The sequence below is a fragment of the Alicyclobacillus vulcanalis genome (assembly GCF_900156755.1).
GTDB classification, from domain to species: Bacteria; Bacillota; Bacilli; order Alicyclobacillales; family Alicyclobacillaceae; genus Alicyclobacillus; species Alicyclobacillus vulcanalis.
Map to the genome: position 1 here is coordinate 178,015 of NZ_FTOO01000002.1, position 16,925 is coordinate 194,939.

Sequence of the window (16,925 nt, forward strand, 5' to 3'; positions counted from 1 at the left end):
GGTTCTGACGGGGATTAGCCCTTAATCTTTTCGATCTGCGCCTCGCTCTTGGCGTGCACGCTCGCCGGCAGCGGCAGGAAGTGCACGGGCGTGAGGAACTTCGCGCTGTTGCCCTCCGAAGGATTGATGGCCCACATCAGGAAGGTCTTCAGAGCGTCCGCCTTCGCCGCGTTGGGCTGGTCGTCCTTCACGATGATGTACTCAAAGTTGATGATCGGATACGAGTTGGCGCCTGGCTCGTCGATGAGCGAAATGCGCTCGTCAGCCGGCACGTTCTGAACGCCGACCTGTGCGGCTGCCTGAATGGTCGCGCTCGTCGGAAGGACGTACTTGCCTGCCTTGTTTTCCAGCGCGGCATACCCGAGGCCTTGCTGAACCGCCTTATCCAGCCAGCTGATCCCCACGTAACCGATGGAGTACGGCGTCTTGGAGAGCGCCGCAACAACGCCCTGATTGCCCTTGGCGCCGATTTCCGTCTGAAGGCCCGGCCAGGAGATGGTGGTGCCGTAGCCGTAGTTCTGATTCCACTCCGCGCTCGACTTGCTCAGATACTGAGTGAACAAGAAGGTATCTCCAGACCCATCGGAGCGCACCACCGGCTTGATCACCTGATGCGGAAGCTTCACGCCGGGGTTCAGGGCCTTGATTTTCGCGTCGTCCCAGTATTGAATCTTGCCCTCGTAAATCGCGGCGAGGACCTCGCCATTCAGGTGCAGGTGACCCTTGACCCCCGGCACGTTGTACATGACCTGCTGCGCCGAAATGGCCACAGGAATGTTCAACATATCGGGATGCTGCTGGATCTGGGCGTCCGCCATGTACGCGTCGGACGCACCAATGTCCACCGTGCCGGCAATGGCGTCTGAGATGCCCGTGCCGCTGCCTGTCGACGCGGCCGTCATCTCCACGTCGGGATGAAGCTTATGATACGCCGGAATCCACTGGGCATTGAAGAGCGGATACAAGAGCGACGATCCCGTCTCGGTGAGTGTCGTCTTTGCCACGCTTGCAGCTGGCTGAGACGTGTTGGCCGTCGACGTGTTCTGCGTCTGCGACGACGTGTTCGACGTGCCACACCCTGCCACGACACCGACGGCGGCCACGGCCGCCAAGCCCGCAAACCACTTCGAGTTCAGCTTCACGCAAAGGTCCCCCTTATGTCCTCTTCTCACTCGCGTATTCTTTCTCACATCTTGCGGAGCCAGTCGCTCCCGTCAGAGATGAGGTTAGCAGGCGGATGTGAAGGTGCGTTGGAGGCTCGTTCAATTTTGTGTGAAGACTTGTTGGGTGTGGATTCACAAACTTTACGCGAGGTTTACAAAAAGGAGCCGAAGGGCGCGCGTCAGTTGGCGCGCCCGCGAGAGGGACATAGCATTGGGAGGATGGCGTTGGCAAAGCGGTCGGGCTGCTCGAGGTGTGGCGTATGCCCCGCTCCGTCGATGACCGCATGCGCCGCCGTCGGAATGCGCGACCGCATGCGCTGCGCGATCTGCGTGAACTTGACATCGTGCGATCCCGTCACGAGCAGGACGGGCATCGCAAGCCGAGACAACTCGTTCCAGTACGACGGCTGGCGGCCGGTCCCCATCCCGCGAAGGCTCTGCGCATACCCTTGTGCGCTGCCTGAGAGGCGAATCGCGCGCTGCCGCGCTTGCTCCTCGTCCGGCAGGGCCGCGTGCGTGGCGAAGATGGGGCGGCGCTCCCAGTGCGGAATGAACCAGTCAAGGCCGCGCAGCTCGATCTCGTCGGCCAACTGGTCGTCCTCGCGCCTGCGCGCCTCGCGCTCGGCGGGATCGTCCAGACCCGGTGAAGCCGATTCAAGGACGAGGGCCCGCACCCGGCCGGGACGGGCAAGCGCGTACGCCAGCGCGACACGCCCCCCCATGGAATAACCGAACAGGCGGCATGTTGAAATGCCGAGATGATCGAGGAGCGCATCGATATCGAGGACGGTTTCCTGGATCGACAGGCGGCTTGGGTCTGGCGGTGTCTCGCTTTGCCCATGCCCAAGCAGGTCCGGGAGAATGGCCAACGGGCGGCATCCGAGGCGCGCGAGGCGCTCGACCACGGGTTCAAAGACATCGCCCGAACCGGTGAACCCGTGCAAAAACAGGCACGGCTCGTCGCCCGAAATCACTTGATACGCGTAGCGGACGCCGCGCAGCAGAGCCGTCCGCTTCATCGCGAACCCACGTCCACGGCGGCCTCGAGTCTCGCCACGAGTTCGCGATACACGCGCGGGCTTTCGTCATTCGGGAACCGAACCTCGACGACCGTAAGTCCCGGGCACGCAAGCCCATCCCGCAACAACGCCGCGAGTTCACCCGAGTCCTTTGCGCGCCCATACTGACCGCCAAACGTGCGCACCAGCGGTTCAAAGTCCAGCGCATGCGGCGTCGTAAACCAGTCGATCGCGTCGGGTCGCTCCGCCTGCGCCAAATGGCGGAAGATGCCTCCCCCGCCGTTGTGCACGAGCAACACGACGACCGGCGACGTCACAGCCTGCACAGCGACAAGGCCGTTGATGTCGTGGTAAAACGATACGTCGCCGATGACGAGAAGCGTCGGCCTCCCGGACGCGACGGCGTGCCCGAGCGCCGTGGAAGTGACGCCGTCAATGCCGCTCGCGCCGCGGTTGGCGTGGATTTCCACGCCGGCCTTGGGCAGCGCCAGTGCGTCGGCATCGCGAATTGGACGGCTGTTGCCGAGCACGAGCACGTGCCCGGGCTCCAGCGCCTCGACGGCGATCCGCACGGCCTCGCCCTCAAACCACACGGGCGAATCCACGACCGACTGCCTCGCGCGCTCCGACGCGCGTCTCCAGGCATCGAGGTATTCACGCCAGTCCGCGACAGTCGCGGTCACTTGGCTCAGCCACTCGGACGGATCGCCTATGACAACCTGCGTGGCCAGGTGCAGGCTGTCCCGATAGACCGGCGACTCGTCAAACACCACGACGTCCGCGCCCCATCGCTTCAGCGACGACGAGAGCGCCTTCGACGTGATTTCGCCCCCGAAGCGCAGGACGAGATCCGGGGGCTGCGGGACACAACCGGCGCGCAGGGCCAAGTCGTAGAATGGCACGCTTGCCTCGCTGTCTCGCGCCTGGCTCAGGATGTCCGCGAAAAGCGGGATGCCAAGCCGAGCGGCGAACCGCGCGAGGGCCTCCGCCAGGCGGCCCGGGCGCATCGGCCCTGCGACGATCGCCGGCCGCGACGCGCGCGCGAGCCTATCCTCCACTTGTGCGAGCGCCGTGGGCGCGCATGGGGGCGCTGCGGCCGCGTGCACCTGCAGCGGAGGGAGATGGCCGAGGGCATCGCATTCGCCCCTTCGCGGCGGCAGAAGGGGTTCGCGAAGCGGCACATTGAGGTGCACCGGCCCCTGCGGCCCGCTCTGCGCAACAAGACCCGCGCGCAACGCAAGGCTGCGCATGTGCAGGGCCAACTCGGGCTTGTCCTCCGGCACAGGGGCCTCAGAGGCCCACTTCACATGCGCGCCGAACATCTGAAACTGGCGGATGGTCTGGTTGGCCCCGACCTCGCGCAGCTCTGCGGGCCGATCCGCTGTCAACACAACCAGCGGCACACGCGAATAGTAAGCCTCCACCACGGCCGGGTGATAATTCGCGGCTGCCGTCCCCGACGTGCAGACCAAGGCCACAGGCTCATCCGCCTGCCGCGCCAGGCCCAGAGCGAAGAAGGCCGCCGAACGCTCGTCCATGTGCGAGAAAAGTTCCATGCCGCCCTGCTCGACGAGCGCCAACACGAGCGGCGTGTTGCGCGATCCCGGCGAAATCACGGCGCGCCTCACCCCGCTCGCGTACAGGCCATCCACCAGCGCGTGCACCGGCCACAGGTCCGGATTCACCGGCCCACCTCCTCCCGCAGGCCCAACGCCTCTCGCATCGGCTTCAGCTTGAGTTCGCTCTCTTCCCATTCAGCCGCGGGATCCGATCCCTCGACGATACCACAGCCAGCAAACGCAGCCGCTTCTCCCCCGTCGACGAAGGCGGATCGCAGGCAGACGTCGAGTTCGCCATCCCCTTCTGCGTAGATGCCAAAAGCACCTGCGTAATAACCGCGCGGCCAGCCCTCGTGGGCGGTCACGTACGTCGTGGCCTCCCGCTGCGGCGTTCCGGCTACCGCGGGCGTGGGATGGAGCGCCTGCGCAAGGTCAAGCAGGCCAATCCCGGGGCGGGCGCGGCCGACGACGCGCGTACGAAGGTGCTGCACATTGGCCAGCTTGAGCACGCTCGGCCCCGCCTCTTTTTCGACCTCGTCACACAGCCCGGACAACGCACGAAGGACGTGATCGACCACGGCCTGATGCTCCCGCGCATTTTTCGCACTCGAGACGAGCTCGCGCTCCAACACGGTGTCCTCGTCTTCACTCCGCCCTCTGCGCGCCGTCCCTGCCAGGCAGTCGACCTTCACCGCCGGGCCATGGATGGCGCACAAACGCTCCGGGCTGGCGGAGATGAGCCATCTTCCCTGCCAGGAGAGCGCAAAGACATGGCTGTCGGGATACTGCGCTGCAAGCGCCGCAAGCGCCTCGTCCAAGGGGCGCGTGACGCGCCCCGTCACAAAGCGCGCGACCACGACCTTGTTCAAGCGCCCTTGGGCGATGGCCCGCAGGGCGCGATAGATCTTTTCCCGAAACCTCGGAAAGTCCTCCGGTTGTTCGAACGACGGGCGCGCGGCCGGGGCTCCGTCACCGTGCACGTCCAACAGGTCGATCACGTCGGTCCGAACGTCCATCTCGTCGGCGCCTCGCGGAGGCATGTAGAGCACCTCGGCCTCGTCAGATCCGGCGGACTTTTTCAGATAAAGCCTTGGCGCAAACCAGATGGACTTCGGCCAGGCTGCCCAAAGGCCAAGCGGAGGCGCATGGAAGTCAAACGGGATGGCCCCAAACCAGAAAAGCCCCTGCGGAAGCTCTTCTTGTGCAAAGCGGACCTTCAAATCCTCCCAGTCGTCATCCGCGCTCGCCACGAGCCGGCGATAGACGCCGACTCCAAACCGTTCCTCTCCGCCAGGGGGCCGGCTGTACACCGCGGGCTCCCAGCGGTTCCAGTGGGCGAGCGACGCGAGCGAGCCCTCGAACGGCACGCGCAGGCGGATGGGCCCGCCGGTTTGCCCATGCGCCGACGCGGAAAAGGCCTCGACGATTTGCGCAGAGAGACGCTGTCGCAGCGCTTCGTGCGCCATCACGCTCATCCCTGCATCACCCACTTTCTCATCTCGTAGCGCATCAGCTTGCCCGACGCCGTGCGAGGCAACGCATCGACCTGATAAAAAGCCACAGGGACCTTGTAGTGCGCGAGCCTGCTGCGGAGTTCTTCGCGGAACGCGCGCGACCGTTCGTCCGTCAAGACCGTCCCGGCCTCCATCACCACGAAGGCAACCGGCACCTGTCCCCACTCGTCGTCCGGTTTTCCGACCACACCCGCATCCATCACGCCGGGAAGCGCCAAAAGTTGTGATTCGATCTCGGCGGGATAGATGTTCTCGCCGCCCGAGACAATGAGATCTTGGCGCCTGTCCAACACGTATAAGAAGCCTTCTTCGTCCAGTCGCCCGATATCGCCGGTATGCAGCCAACCGCCTGCGAGGGCGCGTTCGGTCTCCTCTTTTCTGTTATAATAACCAGCGAATACCGTCGGTCCCTGGACGAGAATCTCGCCCTCGACACCGGGTGCCGTGGTGGGTCCGTCTGGCCCCTGCACCGCGATGCGCACGTTCGCGAGCGGACGTCCCGATGAGCCCATCTTGCGGAGCGCGTGGGCCAGGTCAATGGTGGCCACCTGGGTGTTCGTCTCCGTGAGCCCATAGCTCTGGGCGACGGGAAGTCCGAGCTCGAGGGCCCGTTCGAGCACAGGTCGCGGACAGCCCGCCCCGCCCAACAGGATGGCGCGAAGCTGCGGCGGATACGGCTCGCGCCGGAGCTTGAGCAGTCGCGCGAGCATCGTCGGCACGAGGGACACGAGCGTGATCTCCCCCGAAGCGAGAGCGCAATCCACTTTCTCCGCATCAAACCGGTCGTGGACCACAGCCGTTGTGCCATAAATCAGGCTTCGCATCAGCACGCCCATGCCGCCGACGTGAAAGAGCGGCATGGGGACGAGCCAGCGCTCCTCTGGATCCAGGCCAAACTGGAGGGCAGATGCCATGGCACTGTACCAGTGGTTTTGATAGGTGATCATGGCTCCTTTGGGCCTGCCGGTCGTGCCGCTCGTGTACACGATGGCGTGGACAGCCGTTAGGGACACATCGCCAGCTGCCTCGCGCATCGGCTGACCCTCGATGGCCCCCTCGCCTTCCCACGCCTCGCGCGGCACCACGATGGTCGGCACGCGGCGCGCGGCGGCAGATGCGACCTGTTCCGCGAACGGAGCGGCCGCCTCATCGCACAACACGAAGTCGGCGCCACAGTCCTCCACTTGGTAAGCGAGCTCGGCGGGCGACAGGCGCCAGTTGAGCGGCACCATCACCGCGCGAAGGGTGATGAGCGCGTGCAGGCACAGGGCGTGCATGAGGCCCTGGTGACAAATCACGCCGACGCGCTGCCCCGGGCGGACGCCCAGGGCGAATAGCCGCGCCGCTGTCGCCTTCGCCGCCCTATGAAGCTCGGCGTACGTGACCGACCGCTCTTCCGTCGCGATGGCAACACGGCCGGGTCTGCGCTCGGCGTGGAGGGATAGCCAATCGGGCAGGAAAGCGACGGGCGCCTGGGCTCGTTCTAAGTTCATCATGGCCGTTCACCCCTGCCTTCAAACGCGGCTGCCCACAATCGTGGACGTTGTGGTTCAGGGCAGGCGCCCAAACTTGCTGAAGTCCGGCTTGCGCTTTTCGAGGAACGCGCGCGCGCCCTCCTTGGCCTCGTCGGTCATGTAGTACAGCATCGTGGCGTCGCCCGCAAACTGTTGCAGGCCCGCTGCCCCGTCCGTGTCCGCATTGAACGCTGCTTTCAAGAAGCGAATGGCAATCGGGCTCTTCTCAAGGATTTCCTTTGCCCAGCGGATCGATTCTTCTTCCAGGCGCTCGAGCGGGACCACGGCATTGACGAGCCCCATCTGAAGCGCCTCTTGCGCGTTGTACTGTCGGCAGAGGAACCAAATCTCCTTCGCCTTCTTTTGGCCGACGAGCCGCGAGAGAAGCGAGACCCCGTAGCCGCCGTCAAAGCTCCCGACTTTGGGCCCCACTTGGCCAAACACGGCGTTTTCCGCCGCGATGGTCAGATCGCAGCAGACGTGGAGCACGTGCCCGCCGCCGATGGCGTAGCCCGCCACCACCGCGATGACCGGCTTCGGCAGCGTGCGAATCAGGCGCTGCAAATCGAGCACATTGAGCCTCGGTACGCCGTCCCCGCCGACGTAGCCCCCGTGACCGCGGACGCGCTGATCTCCGCCGGAACAGAACGCCTCGTCCCCTTGCCCCCGCAGAAGCACGACGCCTGTCGAGCTGTCGTCGCGAATGTGCTGAAACGCGTCGATCATCTCCATCACCGTCTCGGGGCGAAACGCGTTGCGCACCTCCGGGCGGTTGATGGTCACCCGGGCGATCCCGTCTGCCCGTTCATAGATGATATCCGTGTACTCCTTCACTCGCTCCCAGTTGAGCGCCATGGAAAAGCCTCCTTGCGCAGCATGATGTCCATCTACGCCACACGTTGTCCGATCTCGTCGATTGACGCGAACTCATTATAGACCTTGTCCCAAGGGGCTGCAAAAACGAGCGGTGGTTGTCCCAAGGGGCCGTACAACGAGCGATGGTTGCCGCCCGTTTGGACGCGTGGTAGGATGACGAGGGACTCGTCGGTGTTTTTCGTTTTGAGAACTCGGCAACGCGTCCGCCCGAGGGCTTCCCGCGGACGGCTTGACGCCAGAACCACCCCAGTTCATCGTGCGAGGTGAATGGACATGACCGCTGCGAGCCGAGTGCGCGTATGGTGGCGCGTCCTCCGCCCGTTTACGCTTACGGCAAGTATTGTGCCCGTGATCGTCGGCACCGCCGTCGCGGTGCCCACGTACCCCTTTCACGTCTGGCGCTTTCTCGCCATGATGATCGCGTCCATCTTGATCCAATCCGCCACCAACATGTTCAACGAATACTACGACTATCAGCGCGGCTTGGATGACGAGCGGATGGTGGGCATTGCCGGAACCATCGTCCGAGACGGCGTGCCGCCAAAAGTGGTCCTGCGGCTGGGATTCGCGTTCTTATTGATAGCCCTTCTTTTGGGCGTGTACCTCTGCGCGACGACCAGTTGGTGGCTCGCATTGGTGGGTGTGCTGTGCATGGCGGTCGGGTACTTCTATTCGGGTGGCCCAGTGCCGCTCGCCTATACGCCGTTTGGTGAAATCGCCGCGGCCATCGCCATGGGGCCGACCATCGTGCTCATCGCATTCTATTTGCAGAGCGGCACCGTCACCCTGCGCGCCCTGCTCGTGTCTGTTCCCATCGGCCTGTTAATCGGCGCCATCCTGTTCGCCAACAACCTGCGCGATATGGCGCAGGATGCCGAAGGAGGCCGGCGCACCATGGTCATCCTCATCGGCCGACAGCGCGGTCGCGTGTTGTTTGCCAGCGTCTTTGGCGCCGCGTACTTGATGGTCGTCGCCATGGTCGCCTTCGGCGTGCTCACGCCTTACGCGCTCCTGGTGCTCCTGACGGTGCCCACCGCGGTGTACGTCGTGCGACTCTACTATCAGTACACGGAACCCGCGAAGCTCCACAAGGCGGTCAAAGGGACGTCCAACCTGCTCTTTCGCTTTGGGGTCCTCATGGTCTGTGCGTTCCTCGTGTCGACCATCCGTTTCTGATCGCCGGATTCGTACGCCCCTTCGTCCATCCCAGGTCACGCATGATCGGGGGCGTTGCGCCATGCAGGCTTCGCGCGACGCCCTCGCTTCTCCTCGCGAATCGCTCCTTCAAGGCCGTGCGCACGGCCGTCTGCACGCCTGAACGCGATGCATCTCTCCAACCTGTTGCAGCGGCTAGACGTCTCACAGCCCCGCTCGCGAGTCGGCGGGGCTGTGATCAAGGTCAAACGCCGTATGCCGTTTGCGGGCGGCGACGCGCCGCCTCCCACGTCATGTGAGCCCAAGGCCAGCGGACATCGCCCGCAGGCCGTGCGACGACCTTCGCAACACAAAACTTCAAACTTCGTTCAGGTCCCGCCGGCGACGCCCTGCTCGCGCTTCACGTCCTTCATGCGCCACGGATGACTGTAGACGTTGAACGCCTGCCCGCGCACAAAGCCGATGGCCGTGATGTTGAGCTCCTCCGCGAGGTCCAGCGCAAGCGCCGTCGGCGCCCCGCGCGCGATCACGACGCCCACGCCGATCTTCGCCACCTTCAGCAGCACTTCGGACGAAATCCGGCCGCTGAACGCCACCGCAGTGCCCGACAGGCTTTCGCCGCTCTTGAGGCAGTGGCCATAGATCTTGTCGAGCGCGTTGTGGCGGCCGATATCCGCCCGCGCCAAGACCAACTGTCCCGCGCGCACGAGCGCCGCCACATGCACACCGCCCGTCTCCTCAAACAGCCCCGACGATGCGTCGAGAAGATCCATGGCGCGAAGGACGTCGTCAGCGGAAAGGCGGACGGGATCGGCCACGGGGCGCGCCGTCAGCGCATCACTCTGAAAGTAGAAGCTCTGCCGCCCCTTTCCGCAACACGATCCGATGTAGCGCTTGTTGTACATCGCCGGCGGCAGAACAACGCCGGACTTTGTCTCGACACGAGCCGTGCCTGTCCACAGGCTCACCTGCACCGACTTCACGTCGTCGACGGTTCGAATGACGCCTTCCGACGCGAGAAACCCGTACACGAGGTCCTCCACGTACGTGGGCGTGCAGACGAGGGTCGCGAACTCTTCGCCATTCACGTACAGCGTCACGGCGAACTCCGTCGCGATCACGTCGTCCTCTTCCCAGTATTCTCCGGCGCGATAGCGCAGCACCGGGCGCTTCCAGGTTTCCGCGCCGAGAAAGCGCGACACCCCATTCACACTTCAGGCCCCCTGTCCTCGTGCGACGGCTGCGCAAGGTCCGGGTCGCCAAGCCCGCTGCCCATGCCCTTCAGGAAGGCAAACAACATGGCGAGCGAGCGGCCAACATCCGGGTCGCGCAGCGCCTTAAGGACATCATACACCCCCATCCGTCCATTTGCCTCTTGCTGCGTCGCGCGCTCCAGCCCCCGCGCCAGTGCGTGAAACACGCGCTCCATGTCCTCGGGCGGCACGACGCTCAAGAACTGGGCCGCGCCGATCAGATTCTTGAGCCCATCCGTGACTCCCTTGCGCGACACCGCCTGCACCACGACGCGCAGCACGTCGTCCCCTTGCTCCACCAAGGCGCGCACGAAGGGAATGAGGCCCTTCTCCTCACACGCCTTCAGCAGTTGCAGGCCATCGACGATGCCGTCCGCGCTGTCGATCACGGCCTGCTCCACCCGCTCCTTCGCCTCGCGGCGCTCGTCTCGCGGTGCGTGCACAATCTGTCGAATCGGTTGCGCCATCGTCTCACCCCCTCGCCTTCTCTTTCGCGACCTCGGTCACAGGCACGTAGCCATGCCGCGACCACTTCCGCTCCACGCGCACGCCGGGCTGCGGATTCGGCCGGTGCATCCGATAGTTGAACCGCGTCATGGGGCTGTCTCCTCGCGGCCGGATGACCTCCATCCGCACCTGCAGCTCCTTGTACGCGGGCGTGTGCGTCGTCTCATCCGATTCGCTCGAGGTGAGGATGTTGATCGCCTCTTCGTCGTTCGACGTGTTCATCGGCAGGTACATCTGCTTGCCCTTGACGCGATCCGTCACGACGACCGGCAGCTTCAGCTCCCCATACGGCGAGATGAGCTTCACGAGCGCCCCCGTCTCGATCCCTCGCTCCCTGGCCAGCTCCGGCGACACCTCGAGGTACGTCGTCGGCACCTTTTCCTTGAGCCCGTGCACGCGGTACGTCAGATTGCCTTCATGGAAGTGCTCGAGCATCCGGCCGTTGTTCAAATGGAGGTCGTACTCGGGCGCAAACTCGGTCGGCTCAATCCACTTCGCCGGCACCAGCCTCGCCTTTCCGTTGGGGAACGGGAACCCGTTGGTGTAGAGCAGCGGCGTGTCCGTTCCGTCTGGATGAACCGGCCATTGCAGGCTGCGGTAGCCCTCGAGGCGATCCCAACGCACCCCTTGCATGAGCACAGCGAGACTCGCCATCTCCTCCAAGATCTCGGATGGGTGCGTGTACGTCCAGTTGGCACCCAGTCGGTTGGCGAGATCGCGCAGAATGATCCAATCGGGCCGAGAGTCGCCAAGGGGCTCGAACACCTGATACAGCCGTTGGATGCGCCGCTCCGTGTTGGTAAACGTGCCCTCTTTTTCGAGACTTGGGCTGGCGGCGAGCACCACGTCCGCGAACTCGGCCGTCTTGCTGAAAAACACGTCGATCACGACGAGGAGATCGAGCTTGCTGAAGGCCTCGCGGACATAGTGGGAGTTGGAGTCGACCAGCGCCATCTCCTCGCCCTGAATGATGAGCGCCCGCAACTTGCCCTCGTGAATCGCGTCGACCATCTCATGGTTGTCGAGTCCCTTGGTCGTCGGGAGCTTGACGCCCCACGCGGTCTCGTACTTGGCCCGCACGGCGGGATCGTCGACGCGCTCGTATCCGGGCAGGTAGACGGGGCTGCAGCCCATGTCGCCCGCGCCTTGCACGTTGTTGTGCCCGCGCAGCGGGTAGGCGCCCGTGCCGGGGCGACCGACGTTGCCGGTGACGAGCAGGAGGTTGCAGATGGCGGTGCTCGTCTCGCTGCCGCCTTTGTGCTGCGTCACGCCCATCGCCCAGCAGACGCACGTGGACTTCGCCTCGTGGATCATGGTGGCGATTTGCACCAGCGTGTCGCGCGGCACGCCCGTCACGCGCTCGGCGTACTCCAGCGTGTACGGCTCGAGCGAGCGGACGAACGCATCAAAGCCATCGACGTGATCGCGCACGAAATCGGCGTCGTGCCAGCCCTGATCGATGATGTACTTGGTCACGGCCGAGAGAAGCACGAGGTCGGTGCCAGGCTGCGGCCGAACGAAGAGGTCAGCGCGGTGGGCGAGGTCGTGCTCGCGCAGGTCGATCACGATGTGCTTTTGGCCGAACTTCTTCTTGGCCCTGCGCATGCGCGTCGAGAACACGGGATGCGACTCGGCCGGGTTGGCGCCAACGATGATGAGCAGATCCGCGATGGCGAGATCGTGCAGCGAGCCCGTGTCGCCGCCGTAGCCCATCGTCCGGCGCAGGCCTTCGGTCGCGGGGGACTGGCAGTAGCGCGAACAGTTGTCGACGTTGTTGGTGTGAAGGACGGCGCGGGCGAGCTTCTGCACGAGGTAGTTCTCCTCGTTGGTGCACTTCGACGAGGAGATGACCGCGACCGCGTCGTCCCCGTACTGCTGGCGAATGTCGGTCAGGCGCGTCGCAACGTAGTCGAGCGCCTCATCCCAGGACACCTCGTGAAACGCATCGCCCTTGCGGAGGAGAGGCTTGGTGAGCCGGTCGGGGCTATTGACGAATTCCCAGCCGAACTTCCCCTTGACGCAGGTGGAAATTTGGTTGGTCGGCGCCTCCATCTGCGGCTCGACCTTCAGGATGTCGCGGTCCTTCGTCCAAATGTCAAAGGAACAGCCGACGCCGCAGTACGTGCAAACGGTCTTGGTGCGCTTGATGCGAGAGTTGCGCATGTGACTCTCGATCTCGGAAATGGCGAAAATGGCCCGGTACCCGGGCTCCACGGCCTTGGTCACGTCGATCATCTGCTGCAGAGGCTCGGGTTCGATGCCGGTGAGAAAGCCCGCTTTCCCGAGCATGGACTTCTCCATCAGCGCATTGCAGGGACACACAGTGACGCAGTGGCCGCAGGAGACGCACGAAGACTCGTTAATGGGCACATCCTGGTCCCAGATGACGCGCGGAATCTCCCGATCCCAGTCGATGGAGAGCACTTCGCTCACCTGCAGATTCTGACACGCTTCGACACAACGCCCGCACAGAATGCACTGGCTGGGATCGTACCGATAAAAGGGGTGAGACATGTCGACTTCGTACGGTTTCTCGCGGAACGGGTACGACTGATGGTCGATATCCATCGCCATGGTGGTGTTGTGCACGACGCAGTTGCCGTTGTTGTTGTCGCAGACCGTGCAGTACAGGTCGTGATTCTTCAGAATGCGGTCCATCGCCTCTTTGCGAGCGTAGCGGGCCGCGACCGATTTGGTGCGGACCGCCATGCCCTCGGCGACTTCGGTCGCACACGCGCGGACGAGCTGGCCATCGACCTCCACCATGCATGTGTCGCAGGTCTGGATGGGGCCCAGCGCAGGATGGTAGCAAATGTGAGGTAAGTCTAGGCCAGCCGCCAACATCGCCTGCAGGATGGTCTCTCCTTCGGTCGCCACCAAGGGCGATCCGTCCAGCGTGAAGGTTCGCTTCAAATCGACGCTCATCTCGTTCCCTCCTGCACCCGGATTCTTGGACGTCTCCCATCAGGATGCCCAATCGGTTGGCAACTGTTCACTTCCAAGACGGCGGATTCGACAACCGTTCCACCACCACCTCCCAGTCCGTCTCTGGCCGGTCACAGCGAAAGCCGCGGCACACGTAGTACTGGGGCTTGCCTCCCGGCCCCATTGCGTAGGGGGCTTCTTCCCCGCGGGCATCCGCCATCAGCCACACCACCTCTGGCAGGGGCATGGCGCAAAGCTCCTGAGCCCGCTGCAAAGCGTCCTCCCTGGGCCCCGCCAGGACGACTTCCGTCGATCCGACCTCGCTCATCATGGCCGCCGTCACGAGCCAAAGGCAGTCGAGCGGCGCAGTCGCCATATCCCCGCCAAACGCCCGGAACAGGCTGTCCAGCCGATCCGCGTACGCGCTGTCGCCGGAGAGGGCGTACAGGGTCCACAGGTTGTGCGCCGCCTGGCTGTTTGCAGACGGCATGGCGCCGTCATACGCAGGCTTCGGCACGGCGATCAGCGACTCCGCGTCGCGGCCGTAAAATGCGTATCCCCCGTGCGCCTTGTCCCAAAAGAGCGTATCCTGCACCGCCTGCCAGTGGCGCGCCCGCTCGAGATACGCCGAATCGAGCGTGGCCCGGTAGAGCTCCAAGTGCGCGGCGACGAGATAGGCGTGATCGTCCGCAAAGGCGAAAATACCGGCTTCGCCGTCTCGGTACCGCGCGAGCAGCCTCCCGTCGTCGGGCCGCACCAGGACGCGTTCGATGGCCGCCACGAGCTCGCGAGCCCGCGCCACCCAGGTGGGTTCGCCGAACGCGGTGCCAGCCTTGGCCAGGCCGAACGCCATGAGCGCGTTCCAGGAGGTGAGACACTTGTCGTCAATGGCCGGGCGCTCGCGCAGATCGCGCACGGCGCGCAGCTTCTCGTTCAGCGCGTCCAGCTTGTGCCACAGCTCCTCTTCCGTCATGCCTCGAGAAGCCGCAAATGCCGCCGGGTCCTGACCGATGGCGTTCGGCACATTCGCGCCCTCGAAGTTGCCGGCCTCGGTGATGTCGTAAAACGCGTTGTACAGCTCCCCGTCCTCACGGCCGAGCGCGGCGATCACGTCCTCGGGACGCCAAAGGTAGAACCTCCCCTCGCCCCCCGCCGAGTCTGCGTCGACCGCGCTGTAGTACAGGCCCTCAGGTGCGCGCATTTCCCGATCGAAGAACGAAACCATGTTCCGGACGAAGCGCAGAAAAACAGGGTCCTTCGCGTGTGCGTAGGCTTCGGCGTAGGCCGCGAGCGCCAGCGCGTTGTCGTACAGCATTTTCTCGAAGTGAGGGACGCGCCAACAGTCGTCCGTGCTGTAGCGCGCCATGCCGCCGCCGACGTGATCGACAATCCCGCCGCGCATGATGGCCCGAAGCGTGGACAGCGCCATGGTGGCCGCACGCTCGCTGGGCCTTAGCCGAGCGTAGCGGAGCAGAAATTGCACGCGGTGAAACGTCGGAAACTTCGGCGCTGGCCCAAATCCGCCGCACACCGGGTCGTAGGCCGCTTCGAGCGCCTGAAAGGCCTGGTCCGCGGCGTCACGGCCGCGCGCTTCGCCCGCTTGTCCAGCGAAGAGCGGCTCCATGCGCTTGGCCATCGTTCGACTGGCCTCTTCGAGCCGCGCTCGATTCGTCTGCCACAGCCGCGCAATCTCCTGCAAAATCTGAATGAGCCCGGGCCGACCATAGCGCGGCGTTTTCGGAAAGTACGTCCCCGCGAAGAAGGGGTGCCCGTCGGGCGTCATGATGATGGTCAAGGGCCACCCGCCTTCGCCTTGCATGGCTTGGCAGAAGGTCATGTAGATGTGATCGATATCCGGGCGCTCCTCCCGGTCGACCTTGATGGCGACGAAGTGATGGTTCAGGATGGCCGCGACGGTCTCGTCCTCGAACGACTCGTGCGCCATCACGTGACACCAGTGACAAGTCGAGGTTGCCTCGTATCGCCCCCGAAGGGGCTACGAATAACCGATGGACAAAAACACGGGCTTCGATTCGCGTTTGGCTCGTTGAAACGCCTCAGGGCACCAAGGATACCAATCGACAGGCTGGTGGGCATGTTGCAAAAGGTAAGGGGACTTTTCGTGGATCAGGCGATTGGTGCGAGCATTCCGATGATTTTCGGCCGTCACCGAGGATCACCCTCTCGTCCAGGTTGCTGTTAGTATACACCTATTGTGCGTGTCAAGGGTCAGCGTCGCTCTCGTCGATCCGCCTGTGCCCTCCGTGACCTTGTTCGCGGGAGTCCAAGTTCCGCAGCGCCGCCTGGGCCGCGATGGCGCCCCAGCGCAACGAAGGCCGTTTGGAGCTTCCCAGTCTCCTTGTGGAGCTTCCAAGTCTATTGATAAAATCATCAGAATTCTAATACACTGATCACACAACACAGCCCTGGACAGGGCCAAGGGAGGGGTTCGCGTGTCGCGCGTGACTGTGTCTGAACTCTTGCAGGGCGCGCCGAAGAACTGGGGCAAGTGGGGGCCCGAGGACGAGATCGGTTCGCTGAACTATCTCACGCCGGAAGAAGTCCTGCGAGGCGTCCGCTCTGTGCGGTCAGGGAAAACGTTTACATTGGGCGCTGTGATAGGACATCCCAAGGGCGATCCAGTCTGGCCGGGCAGAACGGGCGCCATGAAACTGATGACGCAAGACAAAGGCCACTACCTGTCGCATAAGGTGGATGCCGCACCGGGTGGGCTGGAGTACGCCGACGATTACATCACGATGTTTCTTCAGGGAACCACGCAGTTTGACGCCCTCGGACACACCTGGTACGACGATCAGATCTGGAATGGATACGACGCCAAAGAGACGATTGGCGGCATGGGCAAAGCGAGTGTTCTGCCCATTGCCGAGCACGGCGTCGTCGGGCGAGCCGTCCTTCTCGACATGGCCCGCCACCGCGGCAAACCGTCCCTGTCGGCCGGGGAAACGTTCGGCGTGGAGGACTTGCTGGCGTGCGCGGCCAGCCAAAACGTCGACATTGAACCTCACGATATCCTCGTCATTCGAACAGGCTGGCTCAAAGTCTTCTACGAACAGGGTCCAGAAGCTTTCTATGGCAAGGTATTCAACGAACCCGGTCTGACCTATTCCCCTGAATTGGTCGATTGGTTCCAGCGCATGGAGATCCCCGTCCTGGCGACTGACACCATCGCCAACGAGACCACGGTCGAACCGGAGACAGGTGTCGTGCTCCCGCTTCACAATGCCCTGATGCGCAATCTCGGCGTCCTGTTCAACGAAATCCTGTGGCTCGAGGACCTCGCGGACGACTGTGCTGCAGACGGCCAGTACACGTTTCTCTACGTCGGCGCCCCGCTCAAAATTTACCGCGGGACAGGCGCGCCGGTGAACCCTGTGGCCATCAAGTAGTCGTGCAGCTTCTTCGGATCCACCTCAACA

At 63.9% G+C, this 16,925-nt stretch carries 11 protein-coding genes and 1 pseudogene; 2 read left to right on the plus strand and 10 right to left on the minus strand.

What is annotated here, in order from left to right; translation table 11 throughout:
• Positions 1 to 14: 14 nt before the first annotated feature.
• The 6 genes from pstS to menB all read right to left on the minus strand — a co-directional run bounded on the left by pstS (position 15) and on the right by menB (position 7,624).
• Positions 15 to 1,142, minus strand: a complete 1,128-nt coding sequence (gene pstS / locus BW934_RS03285; protein WP_076345070.1) for a phosphate ABC transporter substrate-binding protein PstS — start codon at positions 1,140 to 1,142, stop codon at positions 15 to 17.
• A gap of 200 nt (positions 1,143 to 1,342) precedes the next feature.
• Positions 1,343 to 2,182: a 2-succinyl-6-hydroxy-2,4-cyclohexadiene-1-carboxylate synthase gene (menH, locus tag BW934_RS03290; RefSeq protein ID WP_076345072.1), complete on the minus strand. Its 840-nt coding sequence runs from the start codon at positions 2,180 to 2,182 to the stop codon at positions 1,343 to 1,345.
• Positions 2,179 to 3,867: a 2-succinyl-5-enolpyruvyl-6-hydroxy-3-cyclohexene-1-carboxylic-acid synthase gene (menD, locus tag BW934_RS03295; RefSeq protein WP_076345074.1), complete on the minus strand. Its 1,689-nt coding sequence runs from the start codon at positions 3,865 to 3,867 to the stop codon at positions 2,179 to 2,181. The genes menH and menD overlap by 4 nt, the downstream gene beginning before the upstream one ends.
• Positions 3,864 to 5,216, minus strand: a complete 1,353-nt coding sequence (locus BW934_RS03300; protein ID WP_076345076.1) for an isochorismate synthase — start codon at positions 5,214 to 5,216, stop codon at positions 3,864 to 3,866. Before BW934_RS03300 ends, menD begins: the two co-directional genes overlap by 4 nt.
• Positions 5,213 to 6,751, minus strand: a complete 1,539-nt coding sequence (gene menE / locus BW934_RS03305) for an o-succinylbenzoate--CoA ligase (RefSeq protein WP_234969519.1) — start codon at positions 6,749 to 6,751, stop codon at positions 5,213 to 5,215. Before menE ends, BW934_RS03300 begins: the two co-directional genes overlap by 4 nt.
• A 54-nt stretch (positions 6,752 to 6,805) precedes the next feature.
• Positions 6,806 to 7,624 (minus strand): 1,4-dihydroxy-2-naphthoyl-CoA synthase, encoded by an 819-nt coding sequence (menB, locus tag BW934_RS03310; protein ID WP_076345078.1) that lies wholly within the window; start codon positions 7,622 to 7,624, stop codon positions 6,806 to 6,808.
• Between the two features lie 294 nt (positions 7,625 to 7,918).
• Between menB and BW934_RS03315 the strand changes: the two genes are divergently transcribed.
• A complete protein-coding gene (locus BW934_RS03315) occupies positions 7,919 to 8,821 on the plus strand; it encodes a 1,4-dihydroxy-2-naphthoate polyprenyltransferase (protein WP_076345081.1) in 903 nt (300 codons plus the stop codon).
• A 347-nt stretch (positions 8,822 to 9,168) separates the two neighbouring features.
• Here BW934_RS03315 and fdhD read toward each other — a convergent pair whose 3' ends face one another.
• The 4 genes and pseudogenes from fdhD to BW934_RS03335 all read right to left on the minus strand — a co-directional run bounded on the left by fdhD (position 9,169) and on the right by BW934_RS03335 (position 15,655).
• Positions 9,169 to 10,011, minus strand: coding sequence for a formate dehydrogenase accessory sulfurtransferase FdhD (gene fdhD / locus BW934_RS03320; RefSeq protein ID WP_076345083.1), 843 nt, complete (start codon positions 10,009 to 10,011; stop codon positions 9,169 to 9,171).
• A complete protein-coding gene (locus BW934_RS03325) occupies positions 10,008 to 10,520 on the minus strand; it encodes a helical membrane plugin domain-containing protein (RefSeq protein ID WP_076345085.1) in 513 nt (170 codons plus the stop codon). Before BW934_RS03325 ends, fdhD begins: the two co-directional genes overlap by 4 nt.
• 4 nt (positions 10,521 to 10,524) lie before the next feature.
• A complete protein-coding gene (fdhF, locus tag BW934_RS03330; RefSeq protein ID WP_076345087.1) occupies positions 10,525 to 13,485 on the minus strand; it encodes a formate dehydrogenase subunit alpha in 2,961 nt (986 codons plus the stop codon).
• 67 nt (positions 13,486 to 13,552) lie between these two features.
• Positions 13,553 to 15,655, minus strand: a pseudogene (locus tag BW934_RS03335) (thioredoxin domain-containing protein).
• 283 nt (positions 15,656 to 15,938) lie between these two features.
• Between BW934_RS03335 and BW934_RS03340 the strand changes: the two are divergent.
• On the plus strand, positions 15,939 to 16,895 hold the full coding sequence (locus tag BW934_RS03340) for a cyclase family protein (protein WP_076345089.1): 957 nt from the start codon (positions 15,939 to 15,941) through the stop codon (positions 16,893 to 16,895).
• Positions 16,896 to 16,925 lie beyond the last annotated feature (30 nt).

What these genes read in the sequence shown, in the direction of transcription:
- menE (WP_234969519.1), bottom strand. Translation starts at nt 6,751, where the DNA reads ATGATGAACTTAGAACGAGCCCAGGCGCCCGTCGCTTTCCTGCCCGAT.
- fdhF (WP_076345087.1), bottom strand. Translation starts at nt 13,485, where the DNA reads ATGAGCGTCGATTTGAAGCGAACCTTCACGCTGGACGGATCGCCCTTG.
- menB (WP_076345078.1), bottom strand. Translation starts at nt 7,624, where the DNA reads ATGGCGCTCAACTGGGAGCGAGTGAAGGAGTACACGGATATCATCTAT.
- menH (WP_076345072.1), bottom strand. Translation starts at nt 2,182, where the DNA reads ATGAAGCGGACGGCTCTGCTGCGCGGCGTCCGCTACGCGTATCAAGTG.
- BW934_RS03315 (WP_076345081.1), top strand. Translation starts at nt 7,919, where the DNA reads ATGACCGCTGCGAGCCGAGTGCGCGTATGGTGGCGCGTCCTCCGCCCG.
- BW934_RS03325 (WP_076345085.1), bottom strand. Translation starts at nt 10,520, where the DNA reads ATGGCGCAACCGATTCGACAGATTGTGCACGCACCGCGAGACGAGCGC.
- BW934_RS03300 (WP_076345076.1), bottom strand. Translation starts at nt 5,216, where the DNA reads ATGAGCGTGATGGCGCACGAAGCGCTGCGACAGCGTCTCTCTGCGCAA.